The organism is Pseudomonas sp. GW821-FHT05D12 (genome assembly GCF_059419825.1).
On the sequence record NZ_JBWKSN010000002.1, the window covers coordinates 302,062 to 323,527 of the forward strand.

Annotated in this window: 21 protein-coding genes and 2 pseudogenes; 8 read left to right on the plus strand and 15 right to left on the minus strand. The window is 60.2% G+C overall.

Annotated elements, in window-relative coordinates:
• Positions 1 to 62: 62 nt before the first annotated feature.
• Together AC07SI_RS04455 and AC07SI_RS04460 are read right to left on the minus strand one after the other, a co-directional pair.
• The gene (locus AC07SI_RS04455; protein ID WP_495005214.1) at positions 63 to 920 is read right to left on the minus strand and encodes an SDR family oxidoreductase; all 858 of its coding nucleotides are present in this window, start codon (positions 918 to 920) and stop codon (positions 63 to 65) included.
• Between the two features lie 95 nt (positions 921 to 1,015).
• Complete coding sequence (locus tag AC07SI_RS04460; RefSeq protein WP_065905327.1) at positions 1,016 to 1,918, minus strand: LysR family transcriptional regulator; 903 nt, start codon at positions 1,916 to 1,918, stop codon at positions 1,016 to 1,018.
• 114 nt (positions 1,919 to 2,032) lie between these two features.
• Between AC07SI_RS04460 and AC07SI_RS04465 the strand changes: the two genes are divergently transcribed.
• On the plus strand, positions 2,033 to 2,647 hold the full coding sequence (locus tag AC07SI_RS04465) for a LysE family translocator (RefSeq protein WP_495005215.1): 615 nt from the start codon (positions 2,033 to 2,035) through the stop codon (positions 2,645 to 2,647).
• Between the two features lie 30 nt (positions 2,648 to 2,677).
• On the opposite strand, the gene AC07SI_RS04470 is transcribed toward AC07SI_RS04465, so the two are convergent.
• Positions 2,678 to 3,892 (minus strand): multidrug effflux MFS transporter, encoded by a 1,215-nt coding sequence (locus AC07SI_RS04470; protein ID WP_120448624.1) that lies wholly within the window; start codon positions 3,890 to 3,892, stop codon positions 2,678 to 2,680.
• Positions 3,893 to 4,025: 133 nt separating this feature from the next.
• Here AC07SI_RS04470 and AC07SI_RS04475 point away from each other — a divergent pair, with 133 nt between their 5' ends.
• Complete coding sequence (locus tag AC07SI_RS04475; RefSeq protein ID WP_495005216.1) at positions 4,026 to 4,922, plus strand: LysR family transcriptional regulator; 897 nt, start codon at positions 4,026 to 4,028, stop codon at positions 4,920 to 4,922.
• Here the strand turns inward: AC07SI_RS04475 and AC07SI_RS04480 are convergent.
• The 3 genes from AC07SI_RS04480 to AC07SI_RS04490 form a co-directional block, all read right to left on the minus strand.
• Complete coding sequence (locus tag AC07SI_RS04480) at positions 4,899 to 6,095, minus strand: iron-containing alcohol dehydrogenase (RefSeq protein WP_315412724.1); 1,197 nt, start codon at positions 6,093 to 6,095, stop codon at positions 4,899 to 4,901. The two genes, AC07SI_RS04475 and AC07SI_RS04480, sit on opposite strands and share 24 nt — an antisense overlap.
• A gap of 19 nt (positions 6,096 to 6,114) precedes the next feature.
• Positions 6,115 to 7,599: an APC family permease gene (locus AC07SI_RS04485; RefSeq protein ID WP_495005217.1), complete on the minus strand. Its 1,485-nt coding sequence runs from the start codon at positions 7,597 to 7,599 to the stop codon at positions 6,115 to 6,117.
• A gap of 270 nt (positions 7,600 to 7,869) precedes the next feature.
• Positions 7,870 to 8,229: a winged helix-turn-helix transcriptional regulator gene (locus AC07SI_RS04490; protein ID WP_495005218.1), complete on the minus strand. Its 360-nt coding sequence runs from the start codon at positions 8,227 to 8,229 to the stop codon at positions 7,870 to 7,872.
• Between the two features lie 100 nt (positions 8,230 to 8,329).
• Between AC07SI_RS04490 and AC07SI_RS04495 the strand changes: the two genes are divergently transcribed.
• The gene (locus AC07SI_RS04495) at positions 8,330 to 9,079 is read left to right on the plus strand and encodes an SDR family NAD(P)-dependent oxidoreductase (protein WP_495005219.1); all 750 of its coding nucleotides are present in this window, start codon (positions 8,330 to 8,332) and stop codon (positions 9,077 to 9,079) included.
• A gap of 196 nt (positions 9,080 to 9,275) precedes the next feature.
• Here the strand turns inward: AC07SI_RS04495 and AC07SI_RS04500 are convergent.
• From AC07SI_RS04500 to AC07SI_RS04530, 7 genes and pseudogenes are all read right to left on the minus strand, one after another.
• Positions 9,276 to 9,531, minus strand: a pseudogene (locus AC07SI_RS04500) (IS3 family transposase); the annotation flags it as partial.
• Complete coding sequence (locus AC07SI_RS04505; protein ID WP_495005220.1) at positions 9,532 to 10,764, minus strand: MFS transporter; 1,233 nt, start codon at positions 10,762 to 10,764, stop codon at positions 9,532 to 9,534. It abuts the pseudogene before it with no gap.
• A complete protein-coding gene (locus AC07SI_RS04510) occupies positions 10,761 to 11,846 on the minus strand; it encodes an alcohol dehydrogenase (protein WP_495005221.1) in 1,086 nt (361 codons plus the stop codon). Before AC07SI_RS04510 ends, AC07SI_RS04505 begins: the two co-directional genes overlap by 4 nt.
• Before the next feature lie 79 nt (positions 11,847 to 11,925).
• Positions 11,926 to 13,083: a flavin monoamine oxidase family protein gene (locus AC07SI_RS04515; RefSeq protein WP_495005222.1), complete on the minus strand. Its 1,158-nt coding sequence runs from the start codon at positions 13,081 to 13,083 to the stop codon at positions 11,926 to 11,928.
• A gap of 2 nt (positions 13,084 to 13,085) precedes the next feature.
• Positions 13,086 to 13,754 (minus strand): cupin domain-containing protein, encoded by a 669-nt coding sequence (locus tag AC07SI_RS04520; RefSeq protein ID WP_495005223.1) that lies wholly within the window; start codon positions 13,752 to 13,754, stop codon positions 13,086 to 13,088.
• A gap of 70 nt (positions 13,755 to 13,824) precedes the next feature.
• Positions 13,825 to 14,166, minus strand: coding sequence for a carboxymuconolactone decarboxylase family protein (locus AC07SI_RS04525; RefSeq protein WP_201146400.1), 342 nt, complete (start codon positions 14,164 to 14,166; stop codon positions 13,825 to 13,827).
• 91 nt (positions 14,167 to 14,257) lie between these two features.
• The gene (locus tag AC07SI_RS04530) at positions 14,258 to 15,031 is read right to left on the minus strand and encodes an SDR family NAD(P)-dependent oxidoreductase (RefSeq protein ID WP_495005224.1); all 774 of its coding nucleotides are present in this window, start codon (positions 15,029 to 15,031) and stop codon (positions 14,258 to 14,260) included.
• Between the two features lie 196 nt (positions 15,032 to 15,227).
• Between AC07SI_RS04530 and gcvA the strand changes: the two genes are divergently transcribed.
• The 5 genes and pseudogenes from gcvA (at position 15,228) to AC07SI_RS04555 (ending at position 19,527) form a co-directional block, all read left to right on the plus strand.
• Positions 15,228 to 16,151 carry a transcriptional regulator GcvA gene (gcvA, locus tag AC07SI_RS04535; protein ID WP_495005225.1) on the plus strand — a complete coding sequence of 308 codons (924 nt, stop codon included), beginning with the start codon at positions 15,228 to 15,230 and terminating at the stop codon, positions 16,149 to 16,151.
• A 30-nt stretch (positions 16,152 to 16,181) separates the two neighbouring features.
• Positions 16,182 to 16,454 (plus strand): annotated as a pseudogene (locus AC07SI_RS04540) (IS66 family transposase); the annotation flags it as partial.
• A gap of 519 nt (positions 16,455 to 16,973) precedes the next feature.
• Positions 16,974 to 18,413 carry an ATPase domain-containing protein gene (locus AC07SI_RS04545; RefSeq protein ID WP_495005354.1) on the plus strand — a complete coding sequence of 480 codons (1,440 nt, stop codon included), beginning with the start codon at positions 16,974 to 16,976 and terminating at the stop codon, positions 18,411 to 18,413.
• A gap of 23 nt (positions 18,414 to 18,436) precedes the next feature.
• A complete protein-coding gene (locus AC07SI_RS04550) occupies positions 18,437 to 18,802 on the plus strand; it encodes a response regulator (protein WP_065905277.1) in 366 nt (121 codons plus the stop codon).
• A gap of 206 nt (positions 18,803 to 19,008) precedes the next feature.
• Entirely contained in the window at positions 19,009 to 19,527 is a 519-nt protein-coding gene (locus AC07SI_RS04555) for a GNAT family N-acetyltransferase (protein ID WP_495005226.1), read from the plus strand.
• A 170-nt stretch (positions 19,528 to 19,697) separates the two neighbouring features.
• On the opposite strand, the gene AC07SI_RS04560 is transcribed toward AC07SI_RS04555, so the two are convergent.
• Together AC07SI_RS04560 and AC07SI_RS04565 are read right to left on the minus strand one after the other, a co-directional pair.
• Positions 19,698 to 20,489 (minus strand): cyclase family protein, encoded by a 792-nt coding sequence (locus AC07SI_RS04560; RefSeq protein WP_495005227.1) that lies wholly within the window; start codon positions 20,487 to 20,489, stop codon positions 19,698 to 19,700.
• Positions 20,486 to 21,463 (minus strand): fumarylacetoacetate hydrolase family protein, encoded by a 978-nt coding sequence (locus tag AC07SI_RS04565; RefSeq protein WP_495005228.1) that lies wholly within the window; start codon positions 21,461 to 21,463, stop codon positions 20,486 to 20,488. Before AC07SI_RS04565 ends, AC07SI_RS04560 begins: the two co-directional genes overlap by 4 nt.
• Positions 21,464 to 21,466: the final 3 nt, after the last annotated feature.

Here is a 21,466-nt window from a genome sequence, read left to right on the forward strand (position 1 = left end):
CGATGCAGGCGCCTCGGTCTTCCTGGGAAGCCGAGAGGCCGACACCGCCGGCAAGCCAGTTGCTACAGGATGGGTTTGCCGCCGGTGACGGCATAGCGGGAGCCGGAGATGTAGCTGGCTTCATCCGAGGCCAGCAGCACATAGATCGGTGCCACTTCCACCGGCTGGCCAGGGCGGCCCAGCGGGGTTTCGCTGCCGAAGCTCTGGACGTCTTCGTCGGGCATGGTTGCCACGATCAGCGGCGTCCAGATCGGCCCAGGTGCCACGCTGTTTACCCGAATGCCCTTGCTGCCGAGCAATTGCGCCAGGCCGCCGGTGAAGTTGGCAATCGCGCCCTTGGTCGCGGCATAGGCCAGCAGGGTCGGCTTGGGCATGTCGGAATTGACCGAGCTGGTGTTGATGATCGAGCTGCCGGCCTGCATATGCGGCAGTGCCGCCTTGCAGATACGAAACATCGCGGTGATGTTGATATCGAAGGTCTTCACCCATTCCTCATCCTTGATCTCTTCGAGGGTTTCATGGGTCATCTGGAACGCCGCGTTATTCACCAGCACGTCAATGCGGCCGAACTGTTCGACCGTCTTGTCGACAAGTGCCTGGCAGTTGGCTTTCTGCGCGATATCACCGGGCAGCAGCAGGCACTGGCGGCCCGCTTCTTCAACCCAGCGTGCGGTTTCCTTGGCGTCCTCGTGTTCGTCCAGATAGGCAATGGCAACATCGGCACCTTCGCGGGCAAACGCGATGGCCACCGCGCGACCGATGCCGCTGTCGGCACCGGTGATCAGGGCGATCTTGTTGGCCAGTCGGCCGGAGCCCTTGTAGCTCTTCTCGCCACAATCGGGATAAGGCTCCATTTTCTTCTGGGTGCCGGGCACGGCTTGGGCTTGAGGGGCGAAGGGTGGGCGTGGATAGTCAGTCATTTCAATCTCCATAGCGCATCAAGGGTGCTATGGGGTTAGTAGTTTTGGCGGCAGCGATAGTTGTAATGGATGGCTGGCGGGCCCGACGAATGGTCTCAACCCGTGGCGGGTAAAAACACCAGGCCCGGCAGGTCGATGGCCGGGATATGTCCGCTGAGCGCATCGCGCAGCGCCTGCACTTGCTGGGTGTGGCGAGTCTCTTTCGGCCACACCAGGTAGTAGCCATCACCGGAGGCGACGGCCTTGCCGTACGGCAAGCCGATCAACCCGTCGCGGACATCGTCGGCCACCAGGTGCAGGTCGCCGATGGACACACCGTGGCCGCGCATGGCCGCCGAGATGGCCTGGTCGAGCGTGTCGAAGACCTTGCCGCGATCCAGGTTGATCCGGGCTTCGAGCGGCAGGGCCGCCAGCCAACGGCGCCAGTCGCGACGGTCGGGAGTGGGATGGATCAGTTCGGCGTGCGGCAGTTCGACGTCGATCTTGCCCGGCGCGCAGATGGGGATCAGCCACTCATCAAACAGCTTGTACGCCTGCACATCGGCACCGAAATGGCCGTTGCCGAGCAAAATCGCGCAGTCGTAGGGCTCGGCGTAGAAGTCCACGCTGTCGAAATCCATCCAGACACTGGCCAGTTGCACGGTCAGTTCGGCCTTGAGAAGGTCCAGCGTGTGCAGCAGCCAGCGCATGGTCAGCGTGGAGGGCGCCTTCAGGCGCAAGTTGCCGGTGCCGGCACGGAACGGTGCACAGGCTTGTTCGATGATGCGAAAACCAACCTTGAGTTCCTGCGCCAGCCGCTCACCGGCCGCGGTCAGTTGCAGCCTGGGCCCGTGCCGCTCGAACAGCCGGCAGTCAAGGATGCCTTCGAGGGTCTTGATATGGCGACTGATCGCACTTTGAGTCAACGACAGCTCTTGCGCCGCGCGGGTAAACGAAGAAGAGCGTGCCGCGATTTCAAAGGCGCGCAGGGCATACAGTGGCGGGATGCGTTCGGCCATGGCGATCATTCATTGTGATAAATACTCATAGTAGGTCACAGGCTTTTGCGTTTTTCAACGCGTGCCTGATGCCTCACGCTGCCAGCCCCTGAACCCCACTAGGCTGTGCGCACCATGGACACTTCATTACTGCTGGTCTACCTGCTCAGCGTCTTCATGCTGATCGCCACCCCGGGCCCGGTGGTGGCGCTGGTCATCACGACCAGCCAGCAGGTCGGCACCCGACATGCGTTGTGGACGGCTGTGGGGACCAACCTCGCGTCGCTGACCCTGGCAGTACTGGCAGTGCTGATTCTGGCGGGCAGCCTGTCGGTCAGCCCGGCACTGTTGAACGGCATCAGTGTTATCGGCTGCCTGTTTATCCTCTACCTGGGCATCCAGGGCCTGCGTAGCCCTGCTGGTCAAGCGCCTGCGGCTGGCCGTCGCGGTGGCACTGTCGGCACCGGCTTCCTGGTGGGTATCTCCAACCCCAAGGACATCATTTTCTTCGTGGCGTTTTTCCCGCAGTTCATCCAGGTAGCCGACTCGTTCAGCCGCAGCGTGACGCTGTTGACACTGGCGTGGGTGGTCATCGACTTCCTGGTGCTGGCGTTCTACATCGCCATTGCCCGCAGGCCGTTTGCGCTGAAGTACCGCGACGGCATCAACCGGGTGGCCAGCCTGGTGTTGCTTGCGGTGGCGCTGGTCGGCATCGTGCATTCGGTTGCAGGCATGGCCAGTATTGCCTAGCCCAGGTGCCATGCCCGCAAAGTCGGGTCTTCACTGAGGCGTGTGCGGCACGCTGGACGCCAGATGCGGGGGCAGGCGCTGCAAGGTCCACAGTGTCGTGAGCAGCGCCGCGACCGCGCACAGTGCGATGCCGATCAACATCGGCGCCGGCGTGTGGTCGGCGAACACGCCGACCAGGGTCATCGACACGGCGGCGGTTACCATCTGGATGGCGCCCAGCAGTGCCGACGCCGAGCCCGCCACCGCGCCATGGTCTTCCAGGGACAACACGCCGGCCGCTGGCAACAACAGGCCGAGAAAACCGAAGCCGATAAATAGCAGCGTCATCATCAGGGCGAGGTTGTCGCTCCACAGAGTGGTCACAGCGAGCAGGACCATCACCGCCGCGACGCTGACCACGGACCAGCGAATCAACGGCGCCAGGCCGAAGCGCGCACTGAGGCGTGCGGTGAGCTGGCTCATGGCAAAAAACGACGCGGCGTTGAGGGCAAAGCACAGGCTGAACTGGGTCGGGGTCAGGCCGAAATACTCGATGTACACGAACGGCGCGCTGCCGATAAACACAAAGAATGTCGCCAGGCCAAACCCGCAGACCACCGACAAGCCGGTGAAGACCGGGTCGTGGAGGAGGGCGCCGTAACTGCCGAACGCGCTGCCCAGGGTCTTGCCCAGACGCCGCTCGGCGGGGTGGGTTTCCGGCAGTTGCACGACGGTCATCACCAGGCAGAGCACAGCCACCACGGCGAGCACGACAAACACTTCACGCCAGCTCCACAACGAAATCACCAGGCTGCCGGCCAGCGGCGCAAGGATCGGCGAGACGCTCATTACCAGCATCAGCAAGGCCATCAGGCGCGCGGCTTCGTGGCCGGTGTACAAGTCGCGCACGATGGCGCGCGGGATCACCATCCCGGCGCACGCCCCGAACGCCTGCACCGCGCGAAAGCCAATCAGTACTTCAATGCTCGGGGCCAGCGCGCAACCGATGCTGCCCACGGCAAAGATCACCAGGCCGGCATAGATCGGCAGCTTGCGCCCGAACACATCGCTGATCGGGCCGTAGAACAGTTGGCACACGCCGACGATGATGAAGAACACCGTCAGGCTCATCTGCACCGCCGCCGGCGACGCCTGCAGGCTGGCGCCGAGGGTCGGCAGGGCCGGCAGGTAGATGTCGATGGCGAAAGGTCCGACGGCGGTGATCAACCCGAGCAGGAGGGCGAGGTGGGCAATACTTCGAGACATGGAATATCCGGGGGAGGGCGTGCAAAAGAGCGTCAGCTTAAGTTTCGTACCGCTGGCACACAAGCAAGATTGACGCTGGCGAAGCGCTCGCGTTGAATGAGCCCCTTCATCAGCCTGCACTCAGGGAATTGCTGTGCTTAGAAATGTCACGGACATGGATCTGCGCCTGCTGCGCATTTTTGCCGTAGTGGTCAGGTGCGGCGGGTTCACAGCAGCCCAGGCCGAGCTGAACATGAGCCAATCGAACATCAGCACGCATATCTCCGGCCTGGAAAAACGCCTCGGTTATCGCGTTTGCGAGCGTGGCAAAGGGGGCTTTCGCCTGACCGAAAAAGGCCAGCGCATCCTCAAGGCGTCCTCGGCGCTGTTTGGGGCGGTGGATGCGTTTCGTGACGAGGCCCAGGATTTGGCCGGGCGCCTGGTCGGCGATTTATACCTGGGCCTGGCGGACAACATTGCGACCTTGCCCACGGCCCGTATCGACGCGGCGATTGCGCGGTTCTATGCGCGCGAGCACGACATGCACCTGCACATCTTCGTGAACTCGCCGACGGAGCTGGAATTGGCGGTGATCGATGGGCAACTGGATATGGCCATCTCATATTTCAGCCGGCCATTGCCGACCCTGGACTACCAGCCGCTCTACAGTGAGGCGATCGGCATTTTCTGTGGCCGCACGCACCCGCTGTTCGGCGTCGATTCGCCGAGCGTGGACCAACTGCAAGCCTGTGACTGGATCAAGCATGGCTTTCTGCCCGCTGACCAGGTCCTGCCAGTCGTGCCCACGCGCGCGTCGGCCACTGCATACCACATGGAAGCGGTGGCCCACGGTGTCCTCGCCGGGACACACTTGGGGTATCTGCCGGCGCATTACGCGGCGGCCTGGATCGCCAGCGGCCACATGCGGGCGCTGCACCCCGACACCCTGCATTACGCGGTGCAACACAGCATGATCACGCATATCGGCCACCCACGCAGTGAGGCGGTGCGCGCGTTTATCGAGGATTTACGCGTCGAGCACGAGCGCTAATTCGCCATGCACCGCGTTGCGGAAGATCTGGCTGTATTCATCGGCGCTCAAGGGACGGGCATTGGTGTCGGAGGACGAAATATCGGCCACCGCCTGCTCACCGACCCACGGCGCGGCGTCTGCCTCCAGGCCGATCTCGCCGAGTGAATGGGGAATGCCCAGTTGCCTGCGTAGCTGCAGTATCCAGCGCAGGAAACCGTCGAAATCCGCTTGGGGCAGTTCCAGGTAGCGCGCCAGGCGGGCGATGTCATCACTGATCACCGCCCGGTTGGCCACCATTACATAAGGCAGCAGGATCGCATTCAACAACCCATGGTGGCGGTGGTACCGCGCACCCAGCGGATGGGCGAGGGCGTGCACACCGCCGAGGCCTTTCTGAAATGCCACCGCGGCCATGGCGGACGCGACCAGCATGCCTTCGCGCGCCACCATGTCCTGGCCATCCGCGCAGGCGGCGGCCAGGTGCTGCTGAATCAGGCGCACCCCCTCGACGGCGACCCCGGCCGACATCGGGTGATACAGCGGTGAGCAGAACGCTTCAATGTGGTGGGTGAGGGCGTCCATGCCTGTCGCGGCAGTGAGCGCCGGTGGCAGTCCACGGGTGAGGATCGGGTCGAGAATCACCGTGGCAGGCAGCAGCTCCGGGTGGCTGATCACCTGTTTGATGTTGTGTTCGCTGAGGGTCAGCACCGCTTCACGGCCCAGTTCCGAACCGGTGCCGGCGGTGGTCGGCAAGGCAATCAGCTTCGGCAACTCCAGGCGCGGAAAGTCCGCCAGGCTTGGGTAGCGCTCGATCACCTGGGACCACTCGAAGCGTTCGAGACCATGCCGATCGACAGCCGCGAGGCTGATGCCTTTGGCCGCGTCCATGGCACTGCCGCCGCCGAGGGCGATCAACGAATCATGGCCGCCAGCCTGGAAGGCGCTGACGCCGCGCGCGACGTCGTCCAGCGTGGGGTTGCTGTGAATGTCACTGAACACGGCGAAGGGAATATCCGCTTCGATCAGGTGCGCCTTGAGTAAGGCCAGGGGTTCCAGGGCGAGCATGCCCGGGTCGGTCACCAGCATAGGTTTGCGCATTTCGAGCAAATTGCAGCGTTGCGCCAGGACCGCCAGCGCGTCGGGCCCGCAGAAGATTTCGGTGGGGTAATTCCAATAGTGAAGGGCTGACATCTGAAACTCCGTGTCCAGTTTATTGAGCGCGCAATTGCGCGGTGACGCCGCGTTGATACGGCTTGGCCCAGAACAGGTAGATCAACCCGAGCACGGCCAGTACCGAGAACACCAGGACCACCGCCCATACCTGGAACCACGGCGCGTCTGGCGGTGCCAACGCCACCCGCGGCCAGGCCACGTTGATGCTTTCGAATATCAGCCAGGCAAAGGCCGCGACGTTGACCGGCAGGCCCCAGCGCCCAAGGCTGAAGGTGCCGGGCTCGGGTTTCCAGCGGCCGCTGAGGCGGGCGAGCAGGGCGCAGGTCACCACGATCAGGAAAACAAAGAAGAACCCGCCACTGCCGAACGCGATCAAGGTGCCCACGGCGGTTGCGTTCAACCCCAGGGCCAGGCCGAAGCTGGCGAACAGCGTGCTGAAGACCATCGCGGCGAACGGAACCTTGCGTTTATCCACCCGCCGCAGCAGCGCAGACGCCGGCAGGATTTCGTCGCGGGCCATGCCAAACACGGCGCGACCGATATAGGTCTGGACCGAGACGACGCAGGCAATGAACGCCACCAATACAATCGCCACGAAGGGACGCTCAGCCCAGGCGCCGAACGCATCGACCACGGCGGGCGTGACCGGATCGATCACCTGGCCGGAGACCATGGCGGCAGTGTCGGTATAGGACAGTGTCACGGCGAATGCGGTAAGCATCACGGTCAGACCCACCAGAATCATCGAGCGCAGGATCGCGCGGGGCGTCGAGGTGCGGGCGTCGGCGGTTTCTTCGGAGACTTGGGAGCACGCATCAAAGCCAAGAAACGCCCAGCCGCCGACCGCCATGGCGGTGAGGAAACCCGAGAAGTAGGTCCCGTCACTGGTCGACGTCGCGCTCAGGCCTTCCAGCAATATCGAAAACGAATGGTTACGGAAAAACAGCAGCAACAGCACACCAATACCAATCGAGGCGATGGCTTCCGCAACGATTCCTGCGTTGACGAAATACTTCAGCGGGTTGATCCCGAACAGGTTCACCCCCAGCCCCAGCAGTAACAGCACTGCGCCGCTGAACACCTGGGCATTCGCCGCCGGCGGTTCACCGGTGACGAACAGCCACAGCCAAAACCCGCCCAGATACGCCACGGTGGTCAAGGAAGCCAGGGCGGAGGCGAGGTACATGAACCCGGTAAACCAGGCCAGGCGTTCGCCAGCCAGGCGCTTGACCCACTGATAGCAGCCACCGGCCAACGGGTACTGCGAGGCAAGCTCGGCGTAAACCAACGCCACCAACAACTGCAGGGCGAGACACAACGGCACGATCCATACCCAGGAAGGGCCGGCATTCATGGCGCCCAGCGACATCACCGAATAGATACCCACCACGGGGGAGACCGTGGCGAAACCGACCGAAAACGACGACCACAGCGACAGGCCGCGATGCAGTTGCTGGTCATAACCCTGGCTGTGCAGCAGGCGCTCATCGGCGTTTTGCCGGTCAGACAAATGAGGGGACATAGGTATTCCTTGGGTCGGCAGACACATTATTTTTAGGATCGCCCTTGTGTTCAGGGCGTACCGACGACGCATCCTCCGTCACGGGGAGGAGTGAGGAGAGCTTAAGAGAGGCAAACATTTGGGAAAATCCATATGTTTGTAGGCTGGCATCTGGATTTTTTGATGTTTGCGCGGTGCGGGGGATTGCAGCGAAGCTTGTGATTTTTTCGTAACTATATGATTTAACTCAACTAAATAGTCATTTAGTTGAGTTGGCTATCGGGGCAGGGCTCAGGCCTGGGAGAGGGCGGCGGTACGCCGTTCGCTGATGCGCTCGACCGTCTGCATATGCTCGGTACCCCAGGCACACAGCCCACTCAGCGCCGTGGCCAGGGAACGGCCGAACGGTGTGAGGGAGTATTCGACCTTGGGCGGAATCTCCTGGAAGTCGACGCGCGCAATGATTTCATCACGCTCCAGCTCCTTGAGTTGCTGAATCAAGACCTTATCGGTCACGCCTCCAATCGCACGTTTGAGCTCGCCATAGCGGTGAACATTTTGCGCCAGGTTGAACAGGACCAAGGGCTTCCATTTGCCGCCAATCACCGCCAGCGCAGCTTCAAGCCCGCAGTTGAACGAATTGTTTGCCATGAGGGTGGTTGCTTCCAAGGGGTACTTACTTAAAGGTGCATACTATTCAAAATAATAGCGCGGATCTACAGTTGGGCTTCAACATTTCCCGGAGTTCATCATGAGCAGGCTCAACGGCAAAATCGCAGTGGTTACCGGCGGCAACAGCGGCATCGGCCTGGCGAGCGCCATACGCTTTGCAGAAGAAGGCGCACAGGTCGTTATCGTGGGGCGCCGCCAAGAGGAACTGGACAAGGCGTTACAGCTGATCGGCCCTGGAGCCATCGCGATCCAGGGCGATATTTCCAACCTGGCGGACCTTGATCGCATCTACGCCCAGGTCAAAGCGACCAAGGGCCGGATCGATATCGTGTTCGCCAATGCAGGGCTCGGCGATTTCCAGCCCATCGGCGCCATCACTGAAGCGTCGTTTGATCGCACGTTTGGCATCAACGTCAAAGGCACGTTGTTCACCGTGCAAAAGGCCTTGCCACTGATGAGCGCAGGCGGCTCGGTGATCCTGACCGGTTCAACCACAGCCACCATGGGCACGCCGGCGTTCAGCGTGTACAGCGCCACCAAAGCCGCACTGCGTAATTTCGCCAGGAGCTGGGCACTGGACCTCAAAGGCACCGGCATCCGCGTCAACGTACTTTCACCCGGGCCAATCTCGACACCGGGCCTGGACCAGGCGCTTTCCGGCACAGGACAGAAAGATGCGATCATCGACGCGATGGTTGCGCAGATCCCACTGGACCGCATCGGCAAACCTGAAGAAGTCGCAGCAGCGGCGTTGTTCCTGGCGTCGGATGAAAGCAGCTTCATGACAGGCAGCGAAATGTTCGTGGATGGAGGCTTTGCGCAGGTTTGATCCAGAGAGGGGTTTTGCCCGTTGAAATCTGATGGGCACTGCCCCTGATTGCGTAACGTCGTATTACGCATAATGTATATTATGTTAAATCACATATCATGTTAGCGATGTTCATGAGCTTTCTAAGGCACTGATTCGGCGAAGTCTTTTTTACGTCTACTGTCTCAACGGGCAAAGCTGACCCCGTACTTTTTCAACTGGTCATTTTCGCTGTCATTGACCAGTCAACGACCTGACGAGAAAGCAGATCCAGCACCACCGCCAAATACAACCAGCCTTCATACGCTCGCTACACGATGACGACCACAATCCTCACCGACCTCGCGCAGATCTTTATGGATTTTGCGATAGCTATAAACGCCGCCGCTCTGCAGCCAGGAATGCTTGATCAGATCCACCAGTTGCTGGTCGTCTTTGGCGCGTACAGATTGCGGCTCAGGCAACCAGGCGTATTAAACCGACAGGCCCCTGTACTTGGGGATAGTCAGTGCCAGCGCGACGGCAGCCAACACAAGCGGTAAAAACGACACCCACAACACTGTGTTCCAGCCATATACCGACAGCAGCCCACCCGATGAAAAAGACCCGATCGCCATCACGCCGAACACGATGAAATCATTGAGCGATTGAACGCGCGTTTTCTCTTCGGATCGATGGCATTCCAGCACCAGTGCGGACGCGCCCAGGAAGCCGAAATTCCAACCCAGCCCCAGCAGGATCAGCGAGCCGTCAAAATGCATCACCTCGGTCCCGCCAAGTCCAACTGCAGCAGAAAGCCCCGTTAACGCCAGGCCGGCCACTGCAACGCGAACGGCACCGAACCGCGTGATGAGGTGGCCAGTGAAGAAGCTGGGTGCGTACATGGCGATGACGTGCCATTGCAGTCCCAGGTTGGCCGAGGCCTGCGAATGCCCGCAGAGGTGCATGGCCAGCGGCGCTGCCGTCATCAGGAAATTCATCAGCATGTAGGACACCGCACCGCACGTCGCGGCAGCGATGAAACGCGGCTGCCGCGCAATCAGCCCGAGTGGGCGCCCTCCTCCAAGCTCTTCAACTGTCGGCATCGGCAGCTTCACACCCAGCAGGATGAGCGCCGAGACCGCCGCAACGGCGGCTTGCGCCAAAAAGGTGGGGGCGAATGGGTACTGCGGCCAAATGTCCATCGTCCAAGTCACTAACTGCGGCCCCACTACCCCAGCGACTACGCCCCCCGCCATGACAAGGGACAGGGCCCGTGCGCGCCGTGATGGCGGGACACCGTCGGCGGCCGCGAAGCGGAACGATAACACCACGGCCGCATAGCTCCCGCCCAGGAACGTCGCCAGGCAAAACAACCAGAATGAGCCGACGAAGACCGCGAGCGTCGCCAACACCCCCGTGAGCACACCCGCGCCTGCGCCTGCGAGGAACGCCGCGCGCCGCCCATACCGGCGCGCCAGGGCGCCCATTGGGAAAATACACGCCGCCATGCCTACCACGAAGATGGAAATGGGCAACGTGGCCAGCGCAGGTGCAGGCGCGAGCGTGTTGCCCACAATCGCTCCCGTGGCGTAAATCACCACCGCATTCGCTCCTGCCAACGCCTGAGCGACGGACAGTCGCCCTATGTTTGCGCGTTGCAAGCGCTCTGGTAGCAAGTAAGGCGCGCTGGCGGGTGGTGCAGTGTTGAGGTTGTGGTTCTTCATGGGTGTCGAGCGCCCATCGAAAGGTCGTCATCACGCGTCGATGGGCGCGCAGTGGCGTGTCCACGTGCGATGGTCAATACCATGCGGAATTTGACGTCGCCGGACTTCATCCGTTGGTAGGCTTCATTGGCCTTTTCGAAGGGCATCACTTCGATCCTCGGGCGTACGCCAGCCAACACGCTGAAGTCCAGGGTCTTTTCGTTTTCATAGGGCGAGCCGGTGATCGAACCCAGCAGGCTGCGCTCACCCACGACCAGGTGGCCGGTCGACACCGGCAACGGGTCTTTGCCCGCACCGAGCAGCACAAGACAGCCTTGTGGCGCGAGCCCTGCCATGAGCGCCGATACGGCAACAGGGGCGCTGATTGTAGTCACGATGGCGTGAGCGCCGCCCATTTCCTTGAGCGTTGTTGCCGCGTCTTCTTCATGGGTGTCGATGTAGACATGGGCCCCCAGGTTCAATGCGTCCTCGGCGATATCACTGCCGCGCCCGACGGCAACCACGCGAAAGCCCATACGGCGCGCGTACTGCAGGGCTATATGCCCCAGGCCGCCAATACCAAAGATGGCAACCGTATCGCCTGCCTGCGCGCCGCATTTCTTCAGTGCATTGAACGTGGCGACACCAGCGCAGAGCAACGGCGCGGCTTCCTCGGCAAGGAGTTCGTCAGGAATCGATACCAACCCGGAGGCTCGCGCCAGCATCATTTCGGCATAACCACCGTCGCAAGTAGCGCCGACGAAGGGCTGGTGTTGGCACAGCTGAAAATGCCCCTGGCGGCACTGTACACATTCACCGCAAGACCCGCCCAGCCGGCCCACGCCGACACGCTGGCCGACCTTCCAGAGAGACGAAACGTGCTCGCCCAGCGCGGCGATACGGCCGACCACTTCATGGCCTGGCACGCGCGGTGGCTGCAGTGCAGGGTCTGCCCCTTCGATGTCACCCACATCGGCACCACAGATACCGCAGGCCTCAACAGCAATCAGCACTTGGCCAATACCGGGTGCTGTTGACGGACGTTCCACCAGTTCAAGAACACCCGGTCGGGTGACTTGCATGGCACGGTATGTAGCGTTCATAGCCGTCGCTCCTAAAAATGATGAATAACGGGAGATACCGGCACTGCTGATCAGTGCCGCCTTGCCTCGCGATCTCACGTCAACGCTTCGATGGACTCAACGCAGGCGCAGCGGCACGTTCAGCCAATGCCTTCACGCCCAGGCCGGCGGCCTCGACGGCACCGGCCACATAGCCCGAAAATTGCGGAGACCACTCACTGGCGATGCCTGTCAGGTACCCTTGCCAAGGTCCCGAAGTTGCCTTGGCCGAGGGCGCCCGGGCGTGCTGGGGCGCCGCATTTACATCGACTGCAGTGGCCGTGAACGGGTCTTGCGCCCAATCCTTGATGGCCTCGGCCTTAGGCGTCGCCGCCTGGGGACCAAACATCCGGACGAGTTGCGAACGGCAATGGGTGCGCAGTACCTCGTCGGAGACCGTGCTGCGCACTTGCGCCGGCACACCCAGAAAGCCAAACAGCGCCGCGCTGCCACCAGGCATGGAGGCGTCATGGATTTCACCCAGCGGCCCACGTGCACTGCGGCCTTCCCCGGACAAACCCTGCTCCCGCCAGAACGGCGTGTCATAGAGGGCGACGTACTTGGCTTGGGGCGCCATCCACGTTCCCGTTTCACGCCACTGTTGGGCCAGGGATGCAGGCAAGGCTGGTTCGAAGACGAGGGTGCTTTCAACCAGGCGAGGCGGCAGCGCCAGCAAGACATGCTCAGCCTGCCAGGCCTTGACATGGCCTGCGGCATCTTCGCTTTCGAGTTCGATATGACCGTCGTATTTGCGCAGCCGGCGCACCGTGTGGCCGGTGATGATGTTTGCTGGGGCCAGTTTCTCGCGCAGGGCTTCGATCAAGCTCCCCATGCCACCGACCAGGCGCATGGACGCGGGCGAGTTTACGTAACCACGCATGCGCACAGGGTGCTCCTCGGGCGAACGCTCCACCACCATGTCACCCTCCTCGAACTGCTCAAACCGCTCCAGGCCCAAGGCCTCCACGAGCCGGTCAAGCTCGCGTTGGTAGCCAGGCCAGAACCAGGTGGGGCCCAGGTCGAAACGGTCGATGCCGTCGGTGTTCGCGGTGGTGTGTGTGACCGCCTGGCCGGTGGCGTCGATAGACGCAATCCGACCGCCGAGGACTTCCCTCCCCTCCAGCAACACATAATCGGTAATGCCCTGGCGCTCCAGCAGGTAAGCGGCATACAGGCCGCTCAAACCAGCACCAACGATAGCGATGCGTACAGTGTGCATGCTTATTCCTCGACCGCTACATCGGCCAGATGGCCAGTTTTGAGATACACAGTGGCGCCTTGGTCTCCAGCGTGGAGGTTCGCAGACTCGCCGGCGGGCAGGCGCAGCCAGCTGCCGCGTTCGTAGGCCTCTCCATCCAGCGTCACGTTGCCCGCCAGCACCAGTAGTTCAGCGCCGTCAGGCGGTGTTTCGAAAATCGCTTCGCGCGGTGTCAGGCGTTGCAGACTGACCTGCTCTGTTTCATCGCAGAACAACGCGCAGATCTCGCGTTGACCCTTCCGACGCCACGCGGCAGGGTCACGGGTGTCAATGCGCACAGAGCGCTGCTCGCCTCCGTGCATCTGCTGAAGCTTGACGAAAATGACGGCGCCCCCGGCACTGGAGGGTTGGTGGCTGGACCCGGGGGGATTACGCAAATACCAGCCCACCGGGTAGTCCCCACTCCCGTCAGAGAAGGTCCCCGACAACACGAAAATCTCCTCTCCCCCGGGATGGAAATGGCGAGCGAAACAGGAGTCAGGGGCATACCGCACAAGGCTGGTGGCACGGGCTTTTTCCGCGCCCACGCGATCCAGCATCACACGCTCGACGCCATCCTGCGGCGAAGCCACCCATTGGTACTGCTGGGACGCCACGATGGCGCGGCGCGTGAAATCGGCATTGATCAGCATGAGGGTTATCCAAACGGGGCAAAGACACCGGCCAACCCGTCCGTGGGTGGTCGGTGCTTATCGATAGGGCTTACTGACTGGGCAGTTGTTGATAGGCCTCGACGACGCGTGCCGAGTACGTCAACGCAGCACCCGCGTTCAGGGCAATCGCTACACCGAGGGCCTCGGTGATTTCTTCAAGCGTGGCACCGTGCTCGACCGCTTTTTTGGTATGGACGGAAATACACCCGTCGCAGCGCGTGGTCACCGCCACGGCCAATGCGATCAGTTCGTGGATCTTCGGCTCCAGATGCCCCGTCTTGACCGCCGAATTGTCGATCATCATCAGGCCCCGCATCACGTCGGGGCTTTGTTTAGCGTAGTCGCCTACGCGCTCCATCAGGGAGTCGCGGTAGCCATTCCAGTCTTGCATCATGGTCTTTCTCCAAAACAGATTGAAGCCAGGTGTCGGGTCACGCCTGGCAAAGAACTCAGTGCCTCAGCAACGCTTGCAGCAGCGCAGGTCAGTTACGACCGGCCATCACACCGCCATCGACGTCCCAGACAGCGCCAGTGACCCAGCCCGCCTTGTCCGACAGCAGGAAAGCGACCACTTCGGCGACGTCCTGAGGCGTGCCCACGCGACCAATCGGGTGGAAGCTATTGAAGCCTTGCAGCGCACTGTGCACTTCGGCCTTTGGAATAAAGCCTTCGTAGATCGGGGTCTGTACCACGGCAGGCGACACCGCGTTAACACGGATGTTCTTGCTACCTAGTTCCATCGCCAGGTGCTGGGTCAGCGAGTGCAGGCCCGCCTTGGCCATCGAGTACGCAGAAGACGGTGTGGCTGCGATCGCCTGCTTGCCCCACATCGAACCAATGTTCACGATCGCGCCGGGGCGGTTCTTGGCGACCAAGTTGGCGGCAACCTTTTGCGTGATGAAGAAGGTCGCTTTGTTGATCGACATGTACTGGGCGTAGTCAGCTTCCGAATGCTCCAGGAATGGCTTGGGGAAGAACACGCCAGCGGCATTGACCAGCAGGTCGATATCCGAATGCTGCTCGTCCAGGGTTTTGATCAGCGAAGCTACGGCGGCGTCTTTGGACAGGTCGGCAGTCAGTGCCCACACCTGGCCCAGTTCAGCCAACTCCTTGCGGGCTGCTTCGGTTTTTTCCGGGCGGTTGCCCACGATGACTACGCTGCCGCCCTCGGCCAGCACGGTGCGCGCGGTCTGCAGACCCATGCCGCTGGTGCCACCGACGACCAACAGCTTCTTACCTTTGAATTGATTGCTCATCTTTAAACTCTCTCCGTGCGCCCGCTTTCCGGCAGGACTTGAGTGGAAGAAAAACTATTGGTTCCAGTGGTGTTCACGTGCCTATGGCCCACCCATAAAACAGGTCTGCATTCGGCATGGAGGTGATTTTTCTCTTCTTTCAGGCCGCAGACAAACGAGATAAAGTGTCAAACCCTGAAAGAAAAACTTTATCGCCATGAAATCACCGGTCCATCTGAACGCTTTGCGTGCCTTCGAGGCCAGCGCCCGCCATCAGAGCTTTTCTGCGGCGGCGGGCGAACTCAACGTCACACCGGCGGCGGTCGGTCAGTTGGTGCGCACGCTGGAAGATTGGCTGGGCAGCCCGCTGTTTGTACGCGGCAACAGCGGCCGGGCAAGGCTTGTGCCCACGGAGGCAGCCGAGAGCGCGTTGCCCGACATCCGCGCAGGTTTCGACAGGCTGACCCTGGGGATGGAGCGACTGCGGGAAAGTTCGATCAACGGCGTACTGACCGTGGCCGTCAGCCCGGCCTTTGCCGCCAAGTGGCTGTTGCCTCGCATCGACCGCTTCCAGGCGGTGTGCCCCGAAACAGATGTGCGCCTGGATACCAACCTCAAACCGGTGGACTTCGTTGCACAGCGGATCGATATCGGCGTGCGGTATGGCACGGGGCGTTGGTCAGGGCTGACCGCCGAAAAACTGATGGATGAAGAGGTCTATCCGGTGTGCTCGCCGCAACTGTTGCGCGAGCACTCGCGTTTGCAGAACCCCAATGACCTGACACAGGAGACGTTGATTCACGACCTGTCGATGGATAGCCATACCGGTTTTCCGACCTGGGAAACCTGGATGCAGAAAGCCGGGGCGAAGGACGCACTCTCTCTGCGGGGCATGCAAATCAACAATTCTGCCGCCGTGTTGCAAGCTGCGGTTGAGGGGCACGGCATCGCGCTGGCCCGCAGCGTCATGGCCCACGATGACCTGGCAAGCGGACGCCTGGTGCGGTTGTTCCCCGACATCAGCTTTGCATCGGAGTTGGCCTACTACATCGTTTATCGGCCTGAGTGCGCCAGCTTGCCCAGGCTGACGACTTTTCGGGACTGGTTGTTGGCGCAAGCGCAGCAGACGGAAAATCGCTGACTTTGAAGATGATTTACGGTACCCGCACGAAGCCTAAAACGCTGGGCAGCGCTGTCACGCCACCTCGATGAGGGGGCCGTACCCATTGATAATAATTGGGCAGAGAAGCAGATCCGGCCATGGGCTCTGGGGCGTAAGAACTGGCTCTTCGCAGGGTCATTACGCAGTGGCAAACGGGCGGCGGTGATCATGAGTCTGATCCAGCCTGCACGGCTCAACGGGCATGACCCATATGCTTATTTGAAGGACGTGCTCACGCGCCTGCCGTCGCAACGGGCGAGTGTGCTCAGGGCATTTCGTCCAAAGCCTCGCCTGGTTTCCGTGCTTTATCCAACCAGAACGCATCTTGCGCCTCAGGTCGACGCATTTGTGGATTGGCTGAAGAAACATTTTCCTGTGCTACACCCCAGCTGGTTCACAGCGCACTAACCTCCGCTCATATGTTGACTCCGCACCAAAACGGGCTGGTGCAAGATGTGTTCGACGGACGCTTACGATTAACACCCGGGGAGTGTGGCAATAACGCATCAGGCCAGTTCAACGCCCCTCCTACGCTTTATCTGGCCTCATTCCACTTGTCGCAAACGCTCGCTGTCTCTTACTGCAATTGAATCACTGCGAGATTAAAGGGTCATCTGCTAGCAAGGCTGATTTCGCCGTGACTTTAGAGAGTCTAAGTCCGAGTTCAAGGCGGCTGGAATGGGCCATATAACGCTCTAAGTCAGCCATGCTTTAGCCGAGAATGGCCCCAGAACGAAAATGGCGTTAGCATTCCGCCTCACTCGGCTTAAACAGCCTGTTTTTTCAGATCAGGGTCGCAACGTGGAAAAGCTAAAACGCCTCCAAAGTGGAATCGAAGGGCTCGATGCTCTGCTCAAGGGAGGGCTGGTCGCAGGCGCTTCATACATAATCCAAGGGCGCCCGGGATCTGGAAAAACGATCCTCGCCAACCAACTTGGATTCCATCATGCGAGCAATGGAGGCCGGGTTCTGGTCGCCACGCTACTGGCCGAGTCACATGACCGCCTGTTTCAGTTTCTTTCTACGCTAAGCTTTTTCGACTCGTCCAAAGTTGGCGCCGAAATTCAATTTGTCAGTGCTTTTGACACCCTGGAAAACGAAGGCCTGGATGAAGTAGTAAAGCTGCTTCGGCGCGAGATAAGTCGCCAAAAGGCCACAGTGATGGTGGTTGACGGCTTGCTCAATGCGCGCTCAAAAGCCGATTCGCACATCGACACCAAGAAATTCATTTCAGAGTTGCAAGGGCATGCGGCTTTCGCCGGTTGCACCGTCCTGTTTCTTACCAGTTCGCGACTCGATGACGGCAGTCCTGAGCACACGATGGTAGACGGCGTGATTGAGATGGGTGAAGAACTATATGGCACTCGCTCGGTGCGCCGTATTCAACTGCGTAAAACTCGCGGCAGCGGGGCAATGACAGGCCTTCATGAATGTGAGATCACCGACAACGGATTGGTGGTTTACCCTCGACTCGAAAGTCTTTACAGCCACCCGTCCGCCCCAGACAGCGCCGACATGACGCGCATTGCCAGTGGCATTGACTCACTGGACGACATATTGGGCGGTGGCCTTTACAGTTCCAGTGTGTCTCTGGTCATTGGCCCATCAGGAATTGGCAAAACCACGCTGGGCCTCAAATTCCTGGCCGAATCGACGGTGGAGGCTCCGGGACTGCATTTTGGTTTCTACGAGAGTCCACAGCGGTTGCGGCTTAAAGGCCAATCACTGGGTATCGATATCAAAGGTATGGAAGACAGTGGCGCCCTGAGCATTGCCTGGCAGCCGACTACCGAAGGCCTGCTGGATGGCCTGGGGGCACGATTGCTGAGTATCGTTGAAGATAAGGGCATCAAGCGCCTGTTCATCGATAGCCTCAGCGGTATGACACGGGTCTCGACAAATCCCGCGCGTATTACTGACTTCTTCAGTGCGCTGATGAACGAGTTGCGATCCAGGGGCGTTACGGTATTTGCGTCCTGGGAAATGCGCGATCTTTTTGGCTCAGAGGTCAGTGCACCGAACTCTGACCTGTCCAGCATCGTCGACAATCTGATGCTGATGCGGTTCTCTGAGAATCACTCTGAACTAAGCAGGACGCTATCCATTCTTAAAGTAAGAGACAGCTCTTACGATCCCTCTCGATTTGAGGTCGTCATCCGTGATCATGATGTTTTCCTGAAAAAGGCTTTAAGACATGAACCCTCAGTCCCCACTGATTCATGCCACGGTTCAACTTTTTAAGCTTTTGAGCAGGTTGTATTAACATGACCACCATCCTGGTCGTCGACGACGAGTATTTGATCGCTGATATTCTCTGCTTCGCGCTGGAGGATGAGGGGTTCATGGTGGTGACCGCCAGCAATGGTCAAAAAGGCCTTGAGGTGCTCAATAGAGAACAGCCAGCCTTGATCATTACCGACTTTATGATGCCGGTCATGGATGGCCTGGAATTCGCCACAGCTGTCCGAGCCCTCCCGTCCGCTGGCCATTTGCCGATTATCTTGATGAGCGGTGCTCAGGCACATATCGGTATGCAGAGATCAGATTTGTTTGATGCTGTATTGGCCAAGCCATTCAATATCGACTTGATCATCGCCGAGGTTCGAAAGCTCCTGGCGAACAGGCCATGATGGTGTAGATGATCAATCACAGCTGACAACTGCGGATACGACCCTGTGCAGCCGTTAGAGGCCTCTACGATGCGGCTGCCGACGCAGCCAGCCAGCGAAATCGAGCAACTGCCGCATCAGTGGATGCCTGCCCTGGGCAAGGGATGTTCGCTGCCTGCTTATACGGGGTCGTCTTCGACTGTCCAACACATCACCAAGGGCACCACATGCCTGCGATTATTCGCCTCGCAGTACCGGACGATGCACAACTCCTGCCCGCCATTGAGATCTCCGCGGCTCAAACGTTTCGCATGATTGACAACTTGAGCTGGCTGGCGGATTCGCCTCCGATGTCCATCGAACGTCATCGCCAACTCATTGCGCTATCGACCTGTTGGGTTGCACTTGATGCCGAAAATCGGCCACAAGGATTTCTCAGCGGCGAACGCCACGGCAGTGATTTTCACATCTGTGAATTATCAGTGAAGCAGTCGATGCAAGGACAAGGTACAGGGCGGCGTTTGATTGAGGCTGCGAAGGATTATGCGCGCTCGAGTGGAATTGGTTTCATAACGCTTACGACATTCACAAACGTGCCATGGAATGCACCATTTTACTCCCGCTTAGGCTTTCAGACTAAAGCCACCACAGACCTGGATCAGAGGTTGGCAGGGATATTGAGCGAGGAGTACACGCATGGATTCGCTCCGCAAAGTCGGTGTGCCATGGTATGGCCAGTGACTTAACGCCTACGGAACGCCATTGCTGAAGTGATCATCTCTCGAGGCGAGGCTCGGAAAAGCCAAGCCGAAATCCATGAGACACTTTCCGCCGGCGGTGGGACGAGGCTGCTCCTGTGCAGCCTCGTCAGCACTTCTCACACAATAATCGGTGAATTACTGAACTACCCCTCTCCTCACAGACAATCCTCAAAGATCGCAACCGCCCGAACAAAACCTGCCGAGGCGCGTTTGATTTTGTAGGGGAAACACGACACCTCGAAACCATGAGCAGGTAGTAAGTCGAGATTGGCCAGTTTTTCCATCTGTCCGTAGCCAATATCACGCCCCGCCTTGTGACCTTCCCAGATGAGAGAACTATCTCCAGTGGCAGCAAAGCGCGCTCGGGTATGGCTGAACGGTGCGTCCCAACTCCATGCGTCAGTTCCCACTACGCGCACCCCGCGCTCCAGCAGATAGAGCGTACCCTCGCGGCCGATACCCACGCCGGCGTCGAGGTAGCCCGGCTGCCCAAACAACGCGCCGGCACGGGTATTCACCAGCACGATGTCCAGCGGTTGCAGCACATATTCAATGCGCTTGAGCTCAGCTTCGATTTCTGTAGCGGTCACTACATGCCCGTCAGGTAAATACCGAAAATCAAGCTTCACCCCTGGTCGCAAACACCAATCCAACGGCAGTTCGTCAATGCCATAGGCCGGCTTGCCGCCATCGGTGGTGGAGGCATAGTGCCATGGCGCGTCCATGTGTGTGCCGCTGTGGGTGGTTATGTTCAGGCGTTCGGCCGCCCAGGCTTCCTGGCCAGGCATGTCTTGGATATTCAAGCCCGGGAACATCGCCAACAGCTCATCGACACCCGCCTGATGGTCCATGTAGTCGATCTTCGGCAGCAATGGTGGCGGGTCGGTGTAAGGATTGTTTTCGAGGGCGACGGACAGGTCCACCAGGCGACGGTTGCGTGTGCTCATGCCAAGGCCTCCACTATGCGCTGGTCAATCGCACCGAACACCGATTGGCCCCCTGCGTCCAGCGCCTCGATGCGAATCCGGTCACCAAAACTCATGAATCCGGTCAACGGCTTGCCCTGCTCGATCATCTCGATGGCGCGGCGTTCGCTGATGCACGCCGAGCCCACGCTGCGGTCGACATTGGACACGGTGCCCGATCCAATAATGGTCCCGGCCCGCAGGCGCCGGGTGCGCGCGGCGTGTGCGATCAGATCGGCAAAGCTGAAGCTCATTTCGGCGCCATTGGGCGAGCCGAACCGTGTCTGGTTCCAACTCACGCTCAATGGCAGGCACACCCGCCCATCGCGCCAGGCATTGCCGAGCGCCTGCGGGGTCACGGCCACCGGCGAAAAACTTGATGAGGGCTTGGCCTGCAAAAAGCCGAAACCGGTGCTCACTTCATGCAGCAGAAACCCGCGCAGGCTCACGTCGTTGACCAGCAGCACAAGCCGCACGTATTGCAACGCCTGGTCGGCGGGGCAGCCCATCGGCACCTCGTCGACGATCACGGCAAACTCGCCTTCGAAATCAATGTTGTGGTTTACATCCGGCAACCGCACATCGTCGCAAGGCCCGAGGAAATCATCGCTGGCGCCCTGGTACATCAGCGGGATGCGTTCGTCTTTCATCGGCGCCAGATCGAAGGCTTTTTGCAGCAGGTGCGCGTGATTGAGAAATGCCGAACCGTCGCACCATTGGTAGGCGCGCGGCAGCGGTGCGGCGGCGAAAGCGGGATCAAAGGCAAAGGCCTCGGGCGCGTTGCCTTGATTGAGTGCTTGATACTGCTGTCTCAACACCGGTTCGGCCAGAGACCAGCTTTCCAGAGCCTGTTGTAAAGTGGCAAAGGGTTGCGCGATCACGGCTTGGCGCAAGTCCTGGGCGACCACCACCAACTGGCCGTCGCGCTGGCCATTTTTTAACGTAGCGAGTTTCATCGG

Bases quoted from the DNA above. Each gene is read 5' to 3' on its own strand.
- AC07SI_RS04530 (WP_495005224.1), bottom strand. From the start codon at position 15,031: ATGAGCAATCAATTCAAAGGTAAGAAGCTGTTGGTCGTCGGTGGCACC.
- AC07SI_RS04460 (WP_065905327.1), bottom strand. From the start codon at position 1,918: ATGGCCGAACGCATCCCGCCACTGTATGCCCTGCGCGCCTTTGAAATC.
- AC07SI_RS04505 (WP_495005220.1), bottom strand. From the start codon at position 10,764: ATGAAGAACCACAACCTCAACACTGCACCACCCGCCAGCGCGCCTTAC.
- AC07SI_RS04495 (WP_495005219.1), top strand. From the start codon at position 8,330: ATGAGCAGGCTCAACGGCAAAATCGCAGTGGTTACCGGCGGCAACAGC.
- gcvA (WP_495005225.1), top strand. From the start codon at position 15,228: ATGAAATCACCGGTCCATCTGAACGCTTTGCGTGCCTTCGAGGCCAGC.
- AC07SI_RS04520 (WP_495005223.1), bottom strand. From the start codon at position 13,754: ATGCTGATCAATGCCGATTTCACGCGCCGCGCCATCGTGGCGTCCCAG.
- AC07SI_RS04565 (WP_495005228.1), bottom strand. From the start codon at position 21,463: ATGAAACTCGCTACGTTAAAAAATGGCCAGCGCGACGGCCAGTTGGTG.
- AC07SI_RS04485 (WP_495005217.1), bottom strand. From the start codon at position 7,599: ATGTCCCCTCATTTGTCTGACCGGCAAAACGCCGATGAGCGCCTGCTG.
- AC07SI_RS04555 (WP_495005226.1), top strand. From the start codon at position 19,009: ATGCCTGCGATTATTCGCCTCGCAGTACCGGACGATGCACAACTCCTG.
- AC07SI_RS04550 (WP_065905277.1), top strand. From the start codon at position 18,437: ATGACCACCATCCTGGTCGTCGACGACGAGTATTTGATCGCTGATATT.
- AC07SI_RS04560 (WP_495005227.1), bottom strand. From the start codon at position 20,489: ATGAGCACACGCAACCGTCGCCTGGTGGACCTGTCCGTCGCCCTCGAA.
- AC07SI_RS04470 (WP_120448624.1), bottom strand. From the start codon at position 3,892: ATGTCTCGAAGTATTGCCCACCTCGCCCTCCTGCTCGGGTTGATCACC.
- AC07SI_RS04465 (WP_495005215.1), top strand. From the start codon at position 2,033: ATGGACACTTCATTACTGCTGGTCTACCTGCTCAGCGTCTTCATGCTG.
- AC07SI_RS04480 (WP_315412724.1), bottom strand. From the start codon at position 6,095: ATGTCAGCCCTTCACTATTGGAATTACCCCACCGAAATCTTCTGCGGG.
- AC07SI_RS04490 (WP_495005218.1), bottom strand. From the start codon at position 8,229: ATGGCAAACAATTCGTTCAACTGCGGGCTTGAAGCTGCGCTGGCGGTG.
- AC07SI_RS04455 (WP_495005214.1), bottom strand. From the start codon at position 920: ATGACTGACTATCCACGCCCACCCTTCGCCCCTCAAGCCCAAGCCGTG.
- AC07SI_RS04510 (WP_495005221.1), bottom strand. From the start codon at position 11,846: ATGAACGCTACATACCGTGCCATGCAAGTCACCCGACCGGGTGTTCTT.
- AC07SI_RS04515 (WP_495005222.1), bottom strand. From the start codon at position 13,083: ATGCACACTGTACGCATCGCTATCGTTGGTGCTGGTTTGAGCGGCCTG.
- AC07SI_RS04525 (WP_201146400.1), bottom strand. From the start codon at position 14,166: ATGCAAGACTGGAATGGCTACCGCGACTCCCTGATGGAGCGCGTAGGC.